Source organism: Flagellimonas taeanensis (assembly GCF_003584105.1).
GTDB classification, from domain to species: domain Bacteria; phylum Bacteroidota; class Bacteroidia; order Flavobacteriales; family Flavobacteriaceae; genus Flagellimonas; species Flagellimonas taeanensis.
The window spans coordinates 7,501-25,828 of record NZ_QXFO01000022.1; the positions used below are offsets into that span (position 1 = coordinate 7,501).

17 protein-coding genes and 2 tRNA genes (1 of these 19 cut by a window edge) are annotated in these 18,328 nt (G+C 44.5%); 12 read left to right on the forward strand and 7 right to left on the reverse strand.

Annotation, left to right across the window (positions count from 1 at the left end; all coding sequences use genetic code 11):
• A protein-coding gene (gene gltB, locus D2V93_RS10245) for a glutamate synthase large subunit (RefSeq protein ID WP_119619432.1) crosses the window boundary here: on the reverse strand, positions 1-3,944 show its 5' portion. It extends 562 nt beyond the left edge of the window; only the first 3,944 of its 4,506 coding nucleotides appear in the window; it begins with the start codon at positions 3,942-3,944; the stop codon falls past the left edge of the window.
• 298 nt (positions 3,945-4,242) lie between these two features.
• Positions 4,243-5,385: an acyl-CoA dehydrogenase gene (locus D2V93_RS10250; RefSeq protein WP_119619433.1), complete on the reverse strand. Its 1,143-nt coding sequence runs from the start codon at positions 5,383-5,385 to the stop codon at positions 4,243-4,245.
• Between the two features lie 233 nt (positions 5,386-5,618).
• Between D2V93_RS10250 and nhaD the strand changes: the two genes are divergently transcribed.
• Genes nhaD through D2V93_RS10275 form a run of 5 tightly spaced genes read left to right on the forward strand, consistent with a single transcriptional unit; the run spans position 5,619 to position 10,239 of the window.
• A complete protein-coding gene (gene nhaD / locus D2V93_RS10255; protein ID WP_072881088.1) occupies positions 5,619-7,004 on the forward strand; it encodes a sodium:proton antiporter NhaD in 1,386 nt (461 codons plus the stop codon).
• 57 nt (positions 7,005-7,061) lie between these two features.
• Positions 7,062-7,754, forward strand: coding sequence for a MotA/TolQ/ExbB proton channel family protein (locus D2V93_RS10260; RefSeq protein WP_119619434.1), 693 nt, complete (start codon positions 7,062-7,064; stop codon positions 7,752-7,754).
• 9 nt (positions 7,755-7,763) lie between these two features.
• Entirely contained in the window at positions 7,764-8,150 is a 387-nt protein-coding gene (locus D2V93_RS10265; protein ID WP_072881092.1) for an ExbD/TolR family protein, read from the forward strand.
• On the forward strand, positions 8,150-9,028 hold the full coding sequence (locus D2V93_RS10270; protein ID WP_072881094.1) for an energy transducer TonB: 879 nt from the start codon (positions 8,150-8,152) through the stop codon (positions 9,026-9,028). Before D2V93_RS10265 ends, D2V93_RS10270 begins: the two co-directional genes overlap by 1 nt.
• Entirely contained in the window at positions 9,028-10,239 is a 1,212-nt protein-coding gene (locus D2V93_RS10275; RefSeq protein ID WP_119619435.1) for a bifunctional folylpolyglutamate synthase/dihydrofolate synthase, read from the forward strand. The genes D2V93_RS10270 and D2V93_RS10275 overlap by 1 nt, the downstream gene beginning before the upstream one ends.
• A 4-nt stretch (positions 10,240-10,243) precedes the next feature.
• On the opposite strand, the gene D2V93_RS10280 is transcribed toward D2V93_RS10275, so the two are convergent.
• From D2V93_RS10280 to D2V93_RS10295, 4 genes are all read right to left on the reverse strand, one after another.
• Positions 10,244-10,972, reverse strand: coding sequence for a LytR/AlgR family response regulator transcription factor (locus tag D2V93_RS10280; RefSeq protein ID WP_119619436.1), 729 nt, complete (start codon positions 10,970-10,972; stop codon positions 10,244-10,246).
• A 26-nt stretch (positions 10,973-10,998) separates the two neighbouring features.
• Positions 10,999-11,799, reverse strand: a complete 801-nt coding sequence (locus tag D2V93_RS10285; protein ID WP_245978187.1) for a sensor histidine kinase — start codon at positions 11,797-11,799, stop codon at positions 10,999-11,001.
• Between the two features lie 238 nt (positions 11,800-12,037).
• Positions 12,038-12,376 carry a DUF4907 domain-containing protein gene (locus D2V93_RS10290; RefSeq protein WP_072881102.1) on the reverse strand — a complete coding sequence of 113 codons (339 nt, stop codon included), beginning with the start codon at positions 12,374-12,376 and terminating at the stop codon, positions 12,038-12,040.
• 65 nt (positions 12,377-12,441) lie between these two features.
• Positions 12,442-13,437 carry a Kelch repeat-containing protein gene (locus D2V93_RS10295; protein WP_119619438.1) on the reverse strand — a complete coding sequence of 332 codons (996 nt, stop codon included), beginning with the start codon at positions 13,435-13,437 and terminating at the stop codon, positions 12,442-12,444.
• Positions 13,438-13,661: 224 nt separating this feature from the next.
• Here D2V93_RS10295 and D2V93_RS10300 point away from each other — a divergent pair, with 224 nt between their 5' ends.
• The 6 genes from D2V93_RS10300 (at position 13,662) to D2V93_RS10320 (ending at position 17,033) form a co-directional block, all read left to right on the forward strand.
• Positions 13,662-14,996: a DUF4270 family protein gene (locus D2V93_RS10300; protein WP_072881539.1), complete on the forward strand. Its 1,335-nt coding sequence runs from the start codon at positions 13,662-13,664 to the stop codon at positions 14,994-14,996.
• Entirely contained in the window at positions 14,986-15,408 is a 423-nt protein-coding gene (locus D2V93_RS18845) for a hypothetical protein (protein ID WP_245978189.1), read from the forward strand. Before D2V93_RS10300 ends, D2V93_RS18845 begins: the two co-directional genes overlap by 11 nt.
• Positions 15,372-16,229, forward strand: a complete 858-nt coding sequence (locus tag D2V93_RS10305) for a BamG family beta-barrel-assembly machinery protein (protein ID WP_245978190.1) — start codon at positions 15,372-15,374, stop codon at positions 16,227-16,229. Before D2V93_RS18845 ends, D2V93_RS10305 begins: the two co-directional genes overlap by 37 nt.
• A 74-nt stretch (positions 16,230-16,303) precedes the next feature.
• A tRNA-Val gene (locus D2V93_RS10310) sits at positions 16,304-16,378 on the forward strand.
• Positions 16,379-16,517: 139 nt separating this feature from the next.
• On the forward strand, positions 16,518-16,928 hold the full coding sequence (locus tag D2V93_RS10315; RefSeq protein WP_119619439.1) for a 6-pyruvoyl trahydropterin synthase family protein: 411 nt from the start codon (positions 16,518-16,520) through the stop codon (positions 16,926-16,928).
• Positions 16,929-16,958: 30 nt separating this feature from the next.
• A tRNA-Val gene (locus D2V93_RS10320) sits at positions 16,959-17,033 on the forward strand.
• 6 nt (positions 17,034-17,039) lie between these two features.
• On the opposite strand, the gene D2V93_RS18660 is transcribed toward D2V93_RS10320, so the two are convergent.
• Positions 17,040-17,201, reverse strand: coding sequence for a hypothetical protein (locus tag D2V93_RS18660; protein ID WP_182849983.1), 162 nt, complete (start codon positions 17,199-17,201; stop codon positions 17,040-17,042).
• 161 nt (positions 17,202-17,362) lie between these two features.
• On the opposite strand from D2V93_RS18660, the gene D2V93_RS10325 reads away from it, so the two are divergent.
• Positions 17,363-17,569 (forward strand): helix-turn-helix transcriptional regulator, encoded by a 207-nt coding sequence (locus D2V93_RS10325; protein ID WP_119619440.1) that lies wholly within the window; start codon positions 17,363-17,365, stop codon positions 17,567-17,569.
• Positions 17,570-18,328 lie beyond the last annotated feature (759 nt).

The window sequence follows — 18,328 nt, forward strand, 5'->3', positions numbered from 1 at the left end:
TTTCCGTTGACTATCATGGTGAGTCCTTTGGTAGCAAAAGCGCCAAAACTTTGTCCGGCAGACCCTGTGAAATTCAATTTGAGGGTATTGTCGGGAAGACCGTCCGCACCGTATATTTTGGATATTTCATTACTGATAATGGCACCGACGGCCCTGTCCGTATTGTAGATCGGAAAGTCGAGGCTGGTCTTTTCTTTTCTGAAAAGGGCAGGGTGTGCCTTTGCGATGATTTCAAATTCAATGGATTTACTGATATCGTGCACCTGTTTCTCGGTATTGTAGAGCTTGGTCCCTTCGGGCACATCAACTTGGTACAATATGGGAGTAAGGTCTATTCCAGCGGCCTTGTAATGCTCTATGGCCTTTTTTCTGTCCAATTTCTGTACCTGTCCCACCATTTCATTCACGGTCCTGAAGCCTAGCTTGGCCATGATTTCCCGAAGTTCTTGGGCGACAAAGTACATGTAGTTGACCACATGCTCCGGTTTTCCTTGGAACTTTTTGCGCAATTCCGGATTCTGGGTAGCAATACCCACTGGGCAGGTATTCAAGTGGCAAACGCGCATCATGATACAGCCAGAGGCCACCAAAGGTGCGGTTGCAAAACCAAATTCCTCCGCGCCCAAGAGACAGGCAATCGCCACGTCCCTTCCTGTTTTCAATTGTCCATCGCATTCCAGTACCACCCTATTTCTGAGGTCGTTCAGTACCAATGTCTGCTGGGCTTCGGCAACCCCAAGTTCCCAAGGTAGTCCCGCATGTTTCAACGATGTCAACGGGGATGCCCCGGTACCGCCATCAAATCCAGAGATAAGGATTACGTCGGCCTTTGCCTTGGAGACCCCAGCGGCCACAGTGCCCACACCTACTTCCGATACCAGTTTCACATTGATCCTAGCTTCCCTGTTGGCCGATTTTAGATCGTAGATCAATTGGGAAAGGTCCTCAATGGAATAAATGTCGTGGTGTGGTGGTGGGGAAATGAGCCCAACATAGGGGGTCGAGTTCCTGGTCTTGGCAATCGCGGGGTCCACTTTTGGGCCTGGCAACTGCCCACCTTCGCCCGGTTTTGCCCCTTGTGCCATCTTGATCTGTATCTCTTGGGCATTGGCCAGGTAATTTGAGGTGACCCCAAAACGACCAGATGCTACCTGCTTTATGGCGCTGTTCTTCCAGTCGCCAGTTTGACTTCTATAAAAACGAGCCGGATCTTCTCCTCCTTCACCCGAATTGCTTTTTCCTCCGATCCGGTTCATGGCAATCGCCAGGTTTTCATGTGCTTCCTTACTGATACTTCCGTAGGACATGGCCCCGGTCTTGAACCGTTTTACAATTTCGGTCCAAGGTTCCACTTCCTCGATGGGAATAGGGTCATAGTTCGAAAAATCGAACAGTCCACGGATGGTCATAAGGTTTTTGGATTGCTCATTGACCAGTTCGGAATACTCTTTATAGGTTTCCGGCTCGTTATTGCGTACCGATTTCTGAAGTTTGGCAATCGTCAATGGATTGAACATGTGTTTCTCGCCATTCCTTCTCCATCGGTACTCTCCACCAACCTCAATGTCCAGATTGGCTGCTAATTCCTGTGTTGTGAATGCTTTTTTGTGGCGTTTGGCCACCTCTTTCTCAATTTCATATAGACCTATTCCCTGGATCCGTGTTGGGGTATTGGGGAAATATTTGTCCACTACTTTGGTGTTTATGCCTATGCATTCGAAAAGTTGGGATCCTCGATAGGAGTTCAAGGTGGAAATCCCAATTTTGTTCATCACTTTCAAGATGCCCTTGCCAACTGCTTTGTTGTAATTTTTGATGGCTTCGTCGAAAGTGTAGTCGGTAATGTTGTTTTCGGTCAGTTGTTCGCCTATGATCTCGTTCACCAGATACGGGTTGATGGCACTTGCCCCGAAACCGAACAACAATGCGAAATGGTGCACTTCCCGTGGTTCTGCCGATTCAATGATGATACTCAATTTGGAACGCCTGCCCAATTTGCTAAGTCCACTGTTCACATAGGAACAGGCCAGAAGTGCAGGTATCGCTGCCATTTCAGAGCTTACCATCCTGTCCGATAGGATGATGATGTTGGCTCCTTGGTCAATGGCGTCCAGGGCCTGTTGCAGCAAGGATTGTAAAGCTTCCTCTAGGCCGTTGTGCCCTTTGGCAATTTCGTAGAGCATGGAAATGGACACCACTTTATAATCCGGACTGGCATCGTAGTTTTTAATCTTGTCGAGATCCTCTTTGGAGATCACTGGGTTTTGGATCTTCAATTTTCTACAGTGCAGTTCGGATATGTTGAAGATGTTTTGGTCACTTCCCAGCGTAAGGCTGATATCGGTGATCAATTCTTCGCGGATACCGTCCAAAGGAGGGTTGGTCACTTGGGCGAAGAGCTGTTTGAAATAATTATAGATCAATTGGGGCCTTTCGGAAAGTACGGCAATAGGTGTGTCCGATCCCATGGACCCAATGGGTTCCTTACCGTGTTGTGCCATCGGCATGATGATGGTATTGATGTCCTCTTGGGTATAGCCGAAAGCGGCCCGTCTTGTTTTTAGCGGAAATTCCCCGAAAAATACCGGGCAATCATTATAAGGTATGTCCCTAAGATGGACCAGATTGTCTTTTAGCCATTTTTGATAGGGATGTTTTTTGGCAATGGATTCCTTGATTTCCTCATCGTTGACAATGCGTCCCTCTTCCATGTTCACCAAAAACATTTTACCAGGCTCCAGTCTGCCGTGGAATTCAATGTCCTCTGGCTCCAGCTCCACGACCCCGGTCTCGGAGGACATGATCACATATCCTTTTTTTGTCACTGAATATCGGGACGGGCGCAAACCGTTCCTGTCCAATACCGCGCCAATATAATTTCCATCGGTAAAGGGAATGGATGCGGGTCCGTCCCAGGGCTCCATCAAGCAGGAGTTGTATTCGTAGAATGCTTTTTTGGATTCGGACATTTCGGAATTTTTTTCCCACGCTTCCGGTACCAACATCATCATTACTTCGGGAAGGGAGCGGCCTGTCATCAACAGGAGTTCCACCACCATGTCCATGCTGGCGGAATCTGATTTTCCGGGAAGGACTATGGGCAGTATTTTTTTGATATCGTCCCCGAACCAATCACTTTTCATCAATTCTTCGCGGGAACGCATACGGGACACATTGCCCCTCAATGTATTGATTTCCCCATTGTGACACATATAGCGGAAAGGCTGTGCAAGGTCCCAGGTAGGAAAGGTGTTGGTGGAGAACCTTTGGTGGACCAGGGCCAAACGGGTGACCACTCGGGGGTCCAACAGGTCTTCGTAATATCTGCTGATGTCCTTGGGGACCAAAAGTCCCTTGAAAATGATGATCTTGGTGGAAAGGCTGGGCAAATAGAAAAACTGGCTTTGGGAAAGCTTGCTTTCTATGATGGTGTGCTCGGTGATTTTCCGGGCGATGAAAAGCTTAAGGTTGAACTGGAAATCGTCCAGTGCCTCTCCCTTTCCTATAAATACCTGCTTTAGATAGGGCTCGGTCTCTGCGGCTATCCTTCCGGGCACGGAACGGTTTACGGGGACATCGCGCCAGCCCAGCAATTGCAACCCTTGTGCTTTCATATTTTCCTCAAGGACCTTTATGCAAAAATCCCTTTGATTTTCCTTTTGTGGAAGAAATACGTTGCCCACGGCATATTCCCCGGCCTCTGGTAGGGAGAACCGGCAGACCTCATTGAAAAAGTCGTGCGGAACATCGATCAGGATCCCAGCTCCATCCCCTGTCTTTCCATCGGAACTCACTGCTCCCCTGTGCTCCAGTTTATCAAGGATCTCGAGGGCTTTGTGTATGATATCATTGGATTTTCTTCCTTTTAGGCTGCAAATGAATCCTGCACCACAGTTGTCATGCTCAAATTCTGGCAGATATAGACCTTGCTTTTTCAATTTCATCATTAACGTATTTCCTCAAAAATATCAATTCTGATGAATAAAATACAAGGTTTTAATTGATTATCAGGAGAATAATCAACGTATTCACATAAAGGTTAAAAAATGCTTAAAATGAAAATATGGGGAATGTTAATTTATCATTATCTCAAAATAGTCTCTTTCTAACCCTCTATCCCTTAAAAAAGGAAGGATAAATACAGGTTTGTTGCATATTCTGCGCAGAAGACTTGTGAAAGCGAAGGGGTGTGTCGGATAAAATAACTTTCATCTGATACCCACCCCTTAAATTATAAGGGGGTCAATCTTTAATTATACTTCTGGAGATGACTATCTTCTGTATTTCAGACGTCCCTTCGTAAATTTGGGTGATCTTGGCATCGCGCATCAATCGCTCCACGTGATAATCTTTCACGAAGCCATTGCCACCATGGATCTGCACAGCTTCGACCGCAGTTTCCATCGCCACATCCGATGCATAGAGCTTGGCCATTGCGCCAGATAAGGTGTAGTCGTTGCCATTATCCTTGTCGGAGGCTGCCTGATATACCAGAAGGCGAGCGGCCTGTATCTTGGTGTGCATGTCGGCCAGTTTGAAGGCTATGGCTTGATGGTTGGAGATTTCGGTGCCAAAAGCCTTTCGTTGTTTGGAATACTGTAGTGCCAGTTCGTAGGCACCGGCGGCAATGCCCAATGCCTGTGCGGCTATCCCTATCCGTCCGCCGGCCAGGGTCTTCATGGCAAACTTGAACCCAAAGCCATCAGCGCCGATACGGTTTTCCTTGGGAACTATCACATCGTTAAAGAGTAGGGAATGGGTGTCACTGCCCCTAATTCCCAGTTTGTTTTCCTTGGGACCTATTTCAAAGCCGGGCGTTCCTTTTTCAACGATAAGGGCGTTGATACCATGGTGTCCCTTGTCCACATGGGTTTGGGCTATTACCAAGAAAACTTCGGCCCTGCCTCCGTTGGTGATCCAGTTTTTTGTTCCGTTCAGGAGATAATGGTCTCCCTTATCGATAGCTGTCGTTTTTTGGGAGGTGGCATCACTTCCCGCCTCAGGTTCGGATAGGCAGAATGCGCCAATGATTTCACCAGAGGCCAAGCGGGTCAGGTATTTTTGTTTTTGTTCCTCCGAACCATAGGTTTCCAGGCCCCAGCATACCAAAGAATTGTTCACGGAAACCATTACGGAGGCGGAGGCGTCCACTTTGGACAGCTCTTCCATGGCCAGTACATAGGCTTGGGTGTCCAGTCCGCTGCCGCCATATTTTTCATTGACCATCATGCCCATAAACCCGAGCTCGCCCATTTTTCGGACCAGTTCGTCGGGGAACGTTTGAGAATCGTCCCGTTCTATGACACCGGGCAAAAGTTCGCTTTGGGCAAAATCCTTTGCCGCCTGCTGTATCATCAACTGTTCTTCGGAGAGTGAGAAATCCATAATACTGAAAAATAATTAAAAACGGAGTACAAATATAGCGTTCCAATGATAATCCCACATAAAAATGTCGATATAAACGAGAATGATATAATTGTTTTGAAAACCTTAAGGAGATATTTTTTGCTTTCACAATATTTTAAGGGAATAAGATTATGCGGAAAAACTCATTTTGAATATCTTTAACGCTTATATAACTACTCAACAAAAGATTCCTTAATTAAACCAAACTTAACATGGAGACCCTCTTAGTTGTCATTTTTGTAATTGGATATTTGGCAATTACACTTGAACACAATCTGAAGATAGATAAACTTATCCCGGCCTTGGCCATGATGGCCATTCTATGGGCCATGATGGCTTTCGGACTTGACGGTTTCACCACTTGGTTCGATTCTGGGAACCATGCCTTGTTGGAAAACTTTTCATCCTTTAACCATGAGGAGAAGACACATCTTTTGGAAGAAACCTTGCTGCACCATTTGGGTAAAACCTCGGAGATTTTGGTCTTCCTATTGGGAGCCATGACCATTGTTGAGATCATCGACTATTTTGACGGTTTCTCCACTATAAAATCCTTTGTGAAGACCAGGAGCAAGAAAAAGATCCTTTGGATATTTTCCTTTATGGCCTTCATTCTTTCCGCTATCATTGACAACCTTACTGCGACCATAGTATTGATTTCCATTCTCCAGAAAATTGTTAAGGACAGGGAAGTAAGGATCTGGTATGCAGGTCTGATCATCATTGCGGCCAATGCAGGTGGAGCCTGGTCCCCGATCGGGGATGTTACCACCACCATGTTGTGGATCGGTAACAAAGTGTCCACGGCCTTGTTGATAGAGCACTTGTTGGTGCCATCGCTTGTCTGTATGTTGCTTCCATCGTTTATAGCGTCCTTCCTTCCTGCTTTCAAAGGTGAAATTGATGTGGAGGATGAAGAAGTGTCAAAATCAAAGTACAGTTCCATTATGCTCTACTTGGGCTTGGGGGCCATTGTGTTTGTGCCCATCTTCAAGACCATTACCCACTTGCCACCCTATGTGGGCATGATGTTGTCCTTGGCCGTTGTGGCCACTTTTGCTGAAATATACAGTAACCGAAAAATTGCGATTTCATCCGTTGATCATGACAGTGATGCGGCATCGCACCATAGTCCCGTACACAGTGCACTTACCAAGATAGAACTGCCCAGTATCCTCTTTTTCTTGGGTATTTTGATGGCGGTGGCCGCTTTGGAGTCCTTGGGGCTTCTGTTCAATTTTGCAGAGAGCTTGAAACAGGGAATGCCGTTGATGGGTACCGAAATGGCAAGTACCCACGTTTCTGACTTGGTGGTACTTCTATTGGGAGTCGGTTCTGCGGTTATTGACAACGTGCCATTGGTGGCTGCGAGTTTGGGGATGTTTTCGGAACCTTTGGATGATCAGTTGTGGCACTTCATCGCCTATTCTGCAGGTACAGGGGGCAGTATGCTCATTATCGGTTCCGCGGCAGGTGTTGTGGCCATGGGAATGGAGAAAATAGACTTCTTTTGGTATCTCAAAAAGATATCTTGGTTGGCCTTTTTGGGCTTTATAGGAGGAGCAATATGCTTCATGGTGATGCGATATTTGTTCTAAATCATACTTTAGTCCAAAAATCTCCGTTATAATTGCAACTTAAATTGGGGATTTTATATGATTATTTTTCAGGAAGCAACGGAGGGAGCCGAGGCAATGGCCTCTATTTCAGAAGAGAAGACCCTTTCCGTAATAGACCTTATCGTTAATGGGGGTACAGGAAGTATTTTGATCATTATTGTGCTTTTTGTGCTTCTGTTCGTAGCTATGTACATTTATTTTGAACGGATTTTTGCCTTGAAGGCGGCGTCCAAGATCGACAAAAACTTCATGAACCAGATTCGTGACCATGTCATGAACGGAAAGTTGGAAGCGGCCAAATTGCTTTGTGCCCAAACCGATTCTCCTGTGGCGAGACTCACAGAAAAAGGCGTGTCCAGGATAGGAAAACCTTTGGACGACATCAACACCGCTATAGAGAATGCAGGTACGCTTGAGGTTTACAAATTGGAGAAAAACGTGAGCGTGCTGGCCACCGTGGCAGGAGCGGCGCCCATGATCGGGTTCTTGGGAACCGTGATCGGGATGATCTTGGCCTTCCACGAAATGGCAAGCAGCGGCGGACAGGCCGAAATGGGGTCGTTGGCATCGGGTATCTACACTGCAATGACCACAACGGTCGCCGGATTGGTCGTGGGAATCATCGCCTACATTGGGTATAACCACTTGGTGAACAGGACGGATAAAGTGGTCCACCAGATGGAAGCCAATGCGGTGGAGTTCTTGGACCTATTGAACGAACCCATATAGTATTCTGCTATGAAACTGAAGGGAAGGAACAAGATAAGCCCGGAATTCAGCATGGCATCCATGACGGACATTGTGTTCCTGTTGTTGGTGTTCTTTATGCTGACGTCCAATGCGCCCAATGCACTGGATTTGCTCTTGCCAAAGGCGAAAGGGAAATCTACCAACACACAGAATGTTTCGGTGACCATAAACAAGGACCTGAACTATTTTGTGAACAATCAGCAGATCAACAAAGAATACATTGAAATTGAATTAAAAAAGGCACTTGAAGGTCAAGACAAGCCTACCATCATCCTAAGGGCAGAAGAAAGCGTAGCCATTAAAGAAGCGGTCAACGTCATGGACATTGCCAATAGGAACAATTACAAGGTCATCTTGGCTGTGCGGCCAAAGTAATGTCATTTTTAGATACGAGACACAAGAAAAAATCCTTCACGCTTACCACACTTCTGTTGAGCGGGCTTTTGCTTTTGCTTTTTTACATAGGTCTTACATACCTTGACCCACCTATAGAAAATGGGATAGCGGTGAATTTTGGGACCATGGAATTTGGCAGTGGCCCGGTCCAGCCCAAGGAGAAGGTGCGCTCCGAACCCAATGAGGTGCCCAGTGAGCCCGTGCAACAGGTGCAAGAGGTGCAACCACAGGAGGAAACCGTGGAAGAGGCTCCCGTGGAAAAGGTCCTCACCAGCGAAAACGAGGAGAGCATCAAGATAAAGCAGCAGCAAGAAGCCAAACGCAAGGCCGATGAGGCAGCGGAAAAGGCCAAGGCCGAAGCAGATCGGATTGCCAAGGAGAAAAGGGATGCCGAAGAGAAAAAACGACAAGAGCAGGAGGCCAAGAAAAAGAACATAGACGCCCTTATTGGAGGCATTGGAAAATCTGATGGTACCGCCACGGGCAGTGAAGGCGACGACAATAAAGCTGGAGACAAGGGACAGCCCGATGGCGACCCCTATGCAACCAGTTATTATGGCGCCCCAGGTAGTGGAAGTGGTACCGGAGGTTATGGATTGAATGGAAGATCATTGGCCAGTCAGGGCAAAGTGCAGCAAGAGTGTAATGAAGAAGGCAGGGTGGTTGTCAGAATAGTAGTGGGAAGAAACGGACAGGTGATCGAGGCGACGCCCGGCGTCAAAGGCACCACCAACAACGCACCGTGCTTGTTGGAGCCCGCTCGAAAAACCGCTATGCTCCATAAATGGAACGCCGATTCCAAGGCACCGAACGAGCAGATTGGGTTTGTGGTGGTCAATTTTAAACTGGGGCAGTAGTGACCTATAAGGAAACCCTGGACTGGATGTTCGGCCAGTTGCCCATGTACCAGCAAAAAGGTGCCGCGGCCCTGAACGCCAAGTTGGACAACATTATCCTTTTTTCCGATGTTTTGGGCAATCCCCACACAAAGTTCAAGACCATCCATGTGGCCGGGACCAACGGAAAAGGATCCAGTAGCCATATGCTGGCATCGATACTCCAAGAAGCAGGCTACAAGGTAGGACTGTACACTTCGCCACATCTCAAGGATTTTAGGGAGCGCATCAAGATCAATGGAAAACCCGTGGATAAGAAGTTCGTAAAAGAATTTATTGACGCGAACAAAACCTTTTTGGAATACCACAGACTGTCCTTTTTTGAGATGACCGTAGGAATGGCCTTTGGCTATTTTGCCAAGGAGGAAGTAGATGTTGCCGTTATTGAAGTAGGGTTGGGAGGGCGATTGGATTCTACCAACATCATAACTCCGGAAGTGTCCCTCATCACCAACATAGGGTTGGACCATACTCAGATATTGGGGGATACGCTGGAAAAGATAGCGCTCGAAAAAGCAGGCATCATCAAACCGAATGTACCCGTGGTGATCAGTGAACGACAACCCGAGACGGAGACCATTTTTAGCTTGATCGCCCATCAATTGAAATCAAAAATTGTCTTTGCGGATGAACTGTCCCTCCCTGCCTATACTACAGATTTGCTGGGAGATTATCAGGAGCGCAATATGAAAGGGGTTCTGGCCTGTGTCCGACAGTTGGAAAGTTTTGCCATTTCAGCGGATAACATCTCCAATGGATTGAAGAGGGTAGTGGCCAATACGGGACTGATGGGAAGATGGCAAATTTTGAAGGAAAGCCCATTGGTGGTCTGCGATACCGCCCATAACAAGGAAGGACTTACATGGGTATTGCAACAAATCAAAAAGCAACAGTATAAGCAACTGCACATGGTTTTGGGTTTTGTGAATGATAAAGATGTAAAAGGTGTATTGGGGATGTTTCCCAAAGAAGCCAAATACTACTTCGTGAGACCGAGTATTTCTCGGGGCATGGATGTGGAAGAGTTGGCGTCATTGGCCTTGGGACAAGGGCTGGAAGGACAAGCATACAAGACGGTGAAGAAGGGCTATAAGGCGGCACTTACCAGTGCGGAAGCGGAAGACATGATCTATGTGGGAGGTAGTACTTTTGTAGTTGCTGAAGTGGTTTAATGGATCAAAGCCCAAGAGCGGAAAAAAAATTTGCTTTGTGGCTCTCACCAATCGGTATCCGTACATCATTGATCACAATCCTGTTCCGTTGTACCGTTTTTATGCGGCTAATATTCACCACAAATGATTTGTGCACTCGTAAAAACTGATTGGCCGGGAGTTTGTCCAAGATCTCTTTGAAGCTCATCAGGGTAAGAATGGTCTTGTTGGTGCCCACGACATGGATTTTTAGATAATCCTTTAGGCCTTGGATATACTCAATGTCGTCCAGATTGACCTTTACACTTTCATATTCCGCTTTTATAAAAATATAATTTGGGGCTGATTTTTGGTTTTCCCCGATGGATGGGAATACATTCTCTTTTGTCGGTGTGTCCTTATATGCCATCACTTCCTTTACTCTGGATATGGCCTTGATGAACCTGTTGTAGGGGATGGGTTTTACCAAATAATCGACGGCATTCAGGTTGAAGCCTTCCACGGCGTATTGGGAGTAGGCGGTGGTAAAGATGAACATTGGGATGTTGTCCAGAGAGGTTATGAAATCAATACCGTTGATCTGCGGCATTTCAATGTCGCAGAAAATAAGGTCTATCTTTTTTTCCTTGATGACTGAAATGGCTTCCAAAGGATTGGTAAAGGTCCCTTCCAGTTGGATAAAATCCATCTTTTGGCAGTAGTCCATCAAAACATCAATGGCAAGGGGCTCGTCGTCAATTATAATACATTTCATATCTTCTTTGGTTTAATGATCATCGTCTATAAGCTGTATAAGCTCAAATCTACAATATAGTTTTTCCCATTATCTGTAATGACAAGGTTGTGGGAATCTGGAAATAGGAGTTTCAACCGGTTTTTTATGTTCTCCAGGCCAACTCCTGAGCTCTTGTCGTTTTTCTTGTGGGAGCCTATTTTATTCTCTACCCTAAAGGATATGGACTTCTCTTCTATTAAAAAATTGACCCCCACATAGGTCTTTCCTTCGTAATCCGTTCCGTACTTAAATGCATTTTCTATAAATGAAATGAAGAGCAATGGCGGAATCTGCTTACCTCTGTCATCACCAGAGATCCGTAAGTTCACATTTGCACTGTCCGATAACCGGAGTCTTTGCAATTGCACATAATTTTTGATGTATTCCAGCTCCTTTGCCAAGGGAACCATTTCCTTATCGGCTTCATAGAGCATATAGCGCATCAACTCGGATAGGGAGATGATGGCTTCGGATGTTATGTTGGAATTTTTTACTGCCAAGGAATAAATGGCGTTCAGGGAGTTGAACAGAAAATGTGGGTTCAACTGAGTTTTTAGGAATTGAAGTTCAGAGGTCACCTTTTCGTTTTCGACCTTCTTTCTAATATCCTCATTCCTTTTCCATTCCAGATATACCCGAAGAAAAGCACTCACAAAAAATGGAGCGCTGAGATTCAATATGTTGACAAAAAAAAGTGCGGTGTGTCGATTTTCTGGCGGCACAAACCTATCCATTCGGACATTGGGAGATGTCCTAGGCCCAGGATCAAAACCTAGATTAGAGATAAGCCCTGTGGCTACAATCAATATCAGGCAGATTAATATATAGGATACCGTTTTCTTCTTTAGCAAGATCATTGGTACCAGTAAAAAGTAATTGATATAAAAAAACACAATTACAATGACAAGCCTCAAGGGCAGGTCAGGAGGTATTTGGCGTAGTTGGAAAAAAAAGGGAAAAAGGAAGAGGCCATAGAAAAAGCTCCATAGCAATAAATGGATGACAAATACCTGTATGTTCTTGCGGTTTAGGGTCATACGGAAGTTATTGTCCCAAAAGTACAATATCCAGTTGGTTGAGTTCCTGTAAAGTAATCTCAGGTGAAATTTTCCCTTGTATTTTCCGTATGACACTTTTTGCCACTTTTTCTGCATCTTTTTCGGATTGGAAGGGGGTTTTGCCCTTTATGGCAGGGATGAATTCTTGCTGGACCAATAATTTGTCATTCATAAAAATCTGGTAGCCATAGCCTTCTTCAAGCTTGATGACCTTAGAATATAGAGGCGGTGTCTGTTCCCTTTTTTTGTATTTGAGCAAGAAGAAGACCGATAAGGCGAGTCCTGTCAAAAGACAAACCGTGGTGATTTTTATGGCTTTTCCCATAACGGCTTTTTAAAGCAGTGGCTAAAATGGAAGGTGTTTCTTGTTCCTGTCGTTTTTATGAAGGATCAATCTTCGTCATCGTATTCAACAAACGGGAAAAATTCATCCAAGTCGTCCAAATAAAGTGATCCTGTTCGGCCAAGGCCCACAAATACCCTGCTGGAGTTTGAAAATGCGATGGCATCCTGTCTGGTGGAACCTTCAAAACTGGTTTTTTGTTCCCAAGTGTCGGATGAGGGGTCGTACTCCCATACAGTACTGGATGTACCGTTTATTTCGCCACATGCCACATAACCGTACCCATTTAATTCAAATCCCACCGCATTGCTTCGGGTAATGGCATAATCATCCTCTTCGTCCAGGTCCAACTTTCTGGTCCAGGTTTCACTGGAGATGTCGAATGCCCAAAAGTCATCCAGATAAGTGCCATTGGAGGTCCCGGTTCCTAAATACACGGTTCCATTTATCGTAAAAGTTGTGGCCGATCTTCTTTTGTTGCCCCCAAACCCTTCCAGTTCGGTCCAAGTGTTGGATGAAGGGTCATACTTCCAGAAATCCTTCCTATCGTTCTCGCCATCATACCCTGTTCCGAAATAACCAAAACCATTTCCCCCAAAGGCAATGGCGCTTCTCCTTTTTGTATCGGGCAAGGAGGCGATCAGGGTCCAGCTATTGCTCGTCGGGTCGTAGGAATAAAAATCATCAAGTTCGTTCACTCCATCATAACCGGAACCTATGTAGCCTTTGCCATCCACTTCAAACCCAACTGCCGCATTTCTGGCCACACCGGGAAAATCGGCTTTTTGTGACCAATAATCCCCATCCATATTATAAGACCAGAATGAATTCAGATAATCATCCCCATCATATCCTGTGCCCATGTATCCAATGTTGTTTATCACAAAACCTGAAACACTGCTACGGGGGCTCCCGTCAAAAACAGACCTGTTCACCCAGTTGCCCAGTTCCTCATCATCCGAATCATTGGAACATCCTGTCAGTAAAAGGAGTGATAGTATGGTGAAAAGAATGGGTCTGTGATAATGTGCTGCTTTTTTCATGCCTAACGTTTAAATTTTTTTCAAAGGTAATTTTCGGTACTAAGCTCCTATAAGGGAATATATGAAGCATGGGTTTTAGTATATGAACAAGGGCAAATCATCTACGAACGTGCAATTTGGGTTTGTAGGTAGATTCCATGTTTTCGTCTTTAAAGAAACTGGATTGGTCCATTCGCATTTTTAGACTTTGGGCCATCATATACTTTTGGGAGCAAACAAAGTTTATGGGAAAATATTTAGGACTCTTGTGTCCATTGGTTTTGATGTTTGCATCGTGTAGCTCGGAGAACATCAACACATCAGATTTTTTGGCCGGCGAAGCTTTCACCGGTAGCAATATGCGGGTAGTGTTACTGGATACCCTTACCGTGGAAACTTCGACCATGAAGTTTGATAGTATTGTCAGTAGTGAATCAACCAGGATCCTGGTAGGGAAGTATACCGATTCCATATTTGGAACTGTGAGGACGTCAAGTTATATGGGGATGGTTCCGGGTAATTTTACCATTGACAGCGAGGCGGAATATGATAGCATTGCCCTCTACCTGAAGTTGGACAAATACTATTACAATGACACCCTTCGCACCAACACCATTCACATAAAGCAGTTGTCCAAGACCTTGAAACCGGACGAAGGGAGCTATTTTTATAACACCGCGAAGGCCGATTATTTTGAAGAAGACCTGGGTTCCATCACGTATGCTCCCAGACCACTGGATGCAGATACCTTGGAAATCAAGATTTCCGATGAACTGGGCTTGGATTTCTTTGAGAAGTTCCAGGAGAAATTGATTACCAACACGAATCAGTTCAAGGATTATTTCAAAGGACTGGCCCTTTTACCGGGGGAGGACGACAATGGCTCCGTCATTGGATTTTCAAAAGAGACCGGGGCAAGTTTCATGCGGCTATACTTCAGTACTTCCGAGGAGAACGAACAGGTGCAGAGTTTTATAGACATCAATTTGGACCAATCCTCATCACCAGTTCCCTTTTTCAATCAGGTCATTGCGGAAAACCCCATTGCGCCATTGCAGGGACTGACCGACAAAGAGGTCAACCTGAGCAGCTCAGACTCCTACAACTTAAGTTTTATACAGTCAGGTGTGGGAATGGCCACCAGGATAAAGTTTCCATACATAAAAACCGTCTATGATATCCGGGGCCAGGGGACCATTTTGGACGCTGTGCTGAAGTTGAGGCCCGCCATGGGTACTTTTGACGATAACCTTATGCTTAGGGACACCCTTTCTGTCTACTTGGTGGACCAAAACAATGACCTCACGGGACAACTATTGTACTTGGATGGCGCCACTTCGGTCATGGGCATCCTTAACCGGAACAATGAGGAATTCAACGATATCTACTATGAAATTCCCTTGGGCAGCTATATCGAAAAAATATTGTTGGAAGATCGTGAAACCGATGAAGCCCTCATTCTGTTGCCGGATAATTATATTTCAACTGTGGACCGATTTGTTTTGCAAGGCATGGACCATTCGGAATACAGTGTTGTTCTAGAACTTACTTATGCAATTTATGACGAAGATGATGAATAGATACGTGATCATGGCCTCCATCCTCCTGATTCATATGGGTGCCCGATCACAGTCTGAAGGATTGACGAGTTCCCCTTACTCCCTTTATGGGCTGGGGACTATTAACCAGACCAGTATTGGGCAATCCAACGGCTTGGGATATTCGGGTATAGCCCATAGAATGGATACGGGGATAAACAATCTTAACCCGGCCAATTATGCTTTGGTGCCCCAAAATTCTTTCTTTTATGATATTGGGGTGGTCGGGGAATACAATAACTATAGCAATAGGGGTGATGATGAGTCCAAGACAACGTTCAACTTCTCCAATATAGCCTTTGCTTTCAGGATAGCCAACAGGCTGGGGGCAGGTATATCGCTCATCCCATATAGTGCGTGGGATATACGCTTTTGGGCTTGGTGTCCAACATAGAAGGGTCCGATGAGACCTTTGAGAGCAATGTTTCAGGGATTGGTGGGCTAAATGACTTTGGTATTAACCTTGGTTATGGGATAACGGACCAATTGCGTTTGGGAGTCAGGGCCTCGGTGCTTTTTGGCAATATTGAGGAGAAAGAGAATTTTGTGATAAGCAATAGCTATTTTGAACTCAATGAAACCACTAACTATAGCGCCCTGCGTCTTGGGATGGGCATGCAATATGACATTACGGACAAGATTTCGGTGGGGGGCACCGTTCAGTTACCTGTTACCTTGACTGGAAACCTCACACGTTCGGTAAGTAAGACCTTGGACGGGGAGGAGATCATCGTTGAGGACGAAGAAGAGGATGATGTCTCGGACTTTAAGCTTCCAATGGAGCTGGGGTTTGGCATCAGTGCAAAGATTCTTAAATCCTTTACCTTGAACGCAGACTACAAAAAGAATTTTTGGGACGCCACCGATCAATCCGAGAGTATAGGAACGTATGCTGACCAAGATATCTATGCCATTGGGTTGGAGTATGTCAATAAATCCAGGGGGTATAAATATTGGGAGCGCATAAGGTACCGCGCAGGGTTTAATTATGACAATGGGTATCTGGCCATCAACAACAATAAGATCGATGGATACAACATTACCATGGGGATTGGACTGCCCACAGGATATACCTCGAATTCTCTCATTAATTTGTCATATGCATATGGAAGCAAAGGGCAGATAAACAATATTCTGATCAAGGAAAACTATCACTCCATCACCCTTAATTTGAGTCTCGAAGATCTTTGGTTTGCAAAACGAAAAATAGATTGATTGCTTTTTTAATTTTTTTCTTTCGGGGATTCAAAAACTATTTTATATTTGCACTCCAATTCAGGAAAATGAATGGGCGCTTAGCTCAGCTGGTTCAGAGCACCTCGTTTACACCGAGGGGGTCGGGGGTTCGAACCCCTCAGCGCCCACATCAATAAAGATAAGGCCTCCGAAAGATTCGGGGGCTTTTTTTATAGATGCTTTTGGATGAACAAGATGATTGGGGGTAGATGAATTTCTTAGGCTAAGGACCATGACAGTTCCCAACTTTTTTAGTTGCTTTGCAATATGATTGCCACAATTTGTAGAAAGGCCCATTTTAATGCAGCGCATAGGCTCCATAATCCCAAATGGAGCAAGGAAAAGAACATCGAAGTTTTTGGTAAGTGCAATAGCCCGAGCTATCATGGCCATAACTTTGATCTTGAAGTGCGGATCAAGGGGGAGGTAGATCCAGATACAGGTTTTGTGATGGATCTTGCGGTATTGGGGAGTTTGATAAAAGATGAGGTGGAGGAGCGGTTCGACCATAAAAACCTCAACGAGGATTGCCCGGAGTTCCAAGACCTGTTGCCCACCACGGAACATTTTGTGAAGGTCATCTATGATATTTTGAAGCCCAAGCTGAAAAAGGACCAGTTGTTGCAAATTATTCTGCACGAAACACAAAAGAATTCGGCAGAGTATGGAGATTGGTAACTTTTTTCCGATATTGCACCGCTTTTTAATGGGATATTAGCTCAGTTGGTTTAGAGCGCTGCCTTGACAGGGCAGAGGTCACTGGTTCGAATCCAGTATATCCCACTTTTTCTACTCATATTTAGCTACCTTTTTTCTTAATTTTTGGTTACTGTGCTCCAAGCGCTCGTTTTGGTGCCGTAATCGGGCCAATGCCTTTTGTATAGCTTGTAGGCTCTCTTGTTGTAGGCCGATGATTTGTTCCAGGTCGGATTTGGTGAAGGTTTTACTCATAGTGAACGTTTATATTCAAAAAATACTTTAAAATGCTAAAATGAATCTTTAAAAGCAGCATAAAGATATTTATAATATTTCAATGAATATAATAAAGCATAAAATTAAGCGAATTTCATGTGGGTTCAAGTGGCTATTTTTGAGATGAAACACCTTCCCATATGGAAAAAGAAGTATTCAATCGTATTAAAGCAGTTTTGGCCGAAAAAGGAAAAACCAATAATTGGTTGGCGGATGAATTGAATATGAACCGAACTACAATTTCAAAATGGTGCCGGAATGATATGCAGCCAAGGGTTGAAACATTGTTTCAGATTGCCAATGCTTTGGATGTGGATGTACGGGAGCTTTTGGTCTCGACCAAATAACGATCTTATCTAATAAGAGATGATCAAATACATCGATTTTATGTCATTTTGGGGGTATATAGATGTATTTTTATTTATATAAACAAGTTACCAGCAAGCTAAAAAAACTACCTTAATACACCTGATATTCAGCATATTAACTATATTTTAACGCTCAAAATAAAAATAATTACGTTTTTTATTAACTATCTGCTATATTTTATATATATTTGCATTAATAAATAGTTCTTTGAAAAGATGTTTCGAAGTCGAATTGCTAAATGGAGTTCACTTGATAGCCTGAAAAGGCAACCCAATTGGGTATTTTAACGGCACACAGACCTCGCCCTATATATCAACGATACATTAGGAGAGATTTCATGCAGTTATCATTGCTTTTCATTTTATGAGGAGCAGGGAATTTTAAGTGAGTGTAAGAGAACATTGTTTACACATTTAGTAACAGGCAAGATTTAGGCGAAGGAGCAGGGCCAACAATAGTGTTGACCTGTAACTAAATATTTTTTTATTATGTCTAGATTAAAACAAAATCGAAACATTGATAGCTTAATACAAAGTATTGAGACTATTAGAAAGAGCCAGTGTTCTCTTTCGGAGGAAGACTTAAACGTCTTAAATGAAGCATTTGAAATTTTAACAGTGCTTAAAAGAAAAAAGGGTAGAACTAATGAGCAAGTCCTTACGGAAATTGTGAAAGTAGTTGAATTATTATCTAAATTTTTCCTTTAAACTGAAAGTTATGAAAGTACAATGTAAATT

Excerpts from the sequence above, each read along its gene's own strand:
- D2V93_RS10250 (WP_119619433.1), bottom strand. The coding sequence starts at position 5,385 with ATGGATTTCTCACTCTCCGAAGAACAGTTGATGATACAGCAGGCGGCA.
- nhaD (WP_072881088.1), top strand. The coding sequence starts at position 5,619 with ATGGAGACCCTCTTAGTTGTCATTTTTGTAATTGGATATTTGGCAATT.
- D2V93_RS10260 (WP_119619434.1), top strand. The coding sequence starts at position 7,062 with ATGATTATTTTTCAGGAAGCAACGGAGGGAGCCGAGGCAATGGCCTCT.
- D2V93_RS10265 (WP_072881092.1), top strand. The coding sequence starts at position 7,764 with ATGAAACTGAAGGGAAGGAACAAGATAAGCCCGGAATTCAGCATGGCA.
- D2V93_RS10270 (WP_072881094.1), top strand. The coding sequence starts at position 8,150 with ATGTCATTTTTAGATACGAGACACAAGAAAAAATCCTTCACGCTTACC.
- D2V93_RS10280 (WP_119619436.1), bottom strand. The coding sequence starts at position 10,972 with ATGAAATGTATTATAATTGACGACGAGCCCCTTGCCATTGATGTTTTG.
- D2V93_RS10290 (WP_072881102.1), bottom strand. The coding sequence starts at position 12,376 with ATGGGAAAAGCCATAAAAATCACCACGGTTTGTCTTTTGACAGGACTC.
- D2V93_RS10295 (WP_119619438.1), bottom strand. The coding sequence starts at position 13,437 with ATGAAAAAAGCAGCACATTATCACAGACCCATTCTTTTCACCATACTA.
- D2V93_RS10300 (WP_072881539.1), top strand. The coding sequence starts at position 13,662 with ATGGGAAAATATTTAGGACTCTTGTGTCCATTGGTTTTGATGTTTGCA.
- D2V93_RS18845 (WP_245978189.1), top strand. The coding sequence starts at position 14,986 with ATGATGAATAGATACGTGATCATGGCCTCCATCCTCCTGATTCATATG.
- D2V93_RS10315 (WP_119619439.1), top strand. The coding sequence starts at position 16,518 with ATGATTGCCACAATTTGTAGAAAGGCCCATTTTAATGCAGCGCATAGG.
- D2V93_RS18660 (WP_182849983.1), bottom strand. The coding sequence starts at position 17,201 with ATGAGTAAAACCTTCACCAAATCCGACCTGGAACAAATCATCGGCCTA.
- D2V93_RS10325 (WP_119619440.1), top strand. The coding sequence starts at position 17,363 with ATGGAAAAAGAAGTATTCAATCGTATTAAAGCAGTTTTGGCCGAAAAA.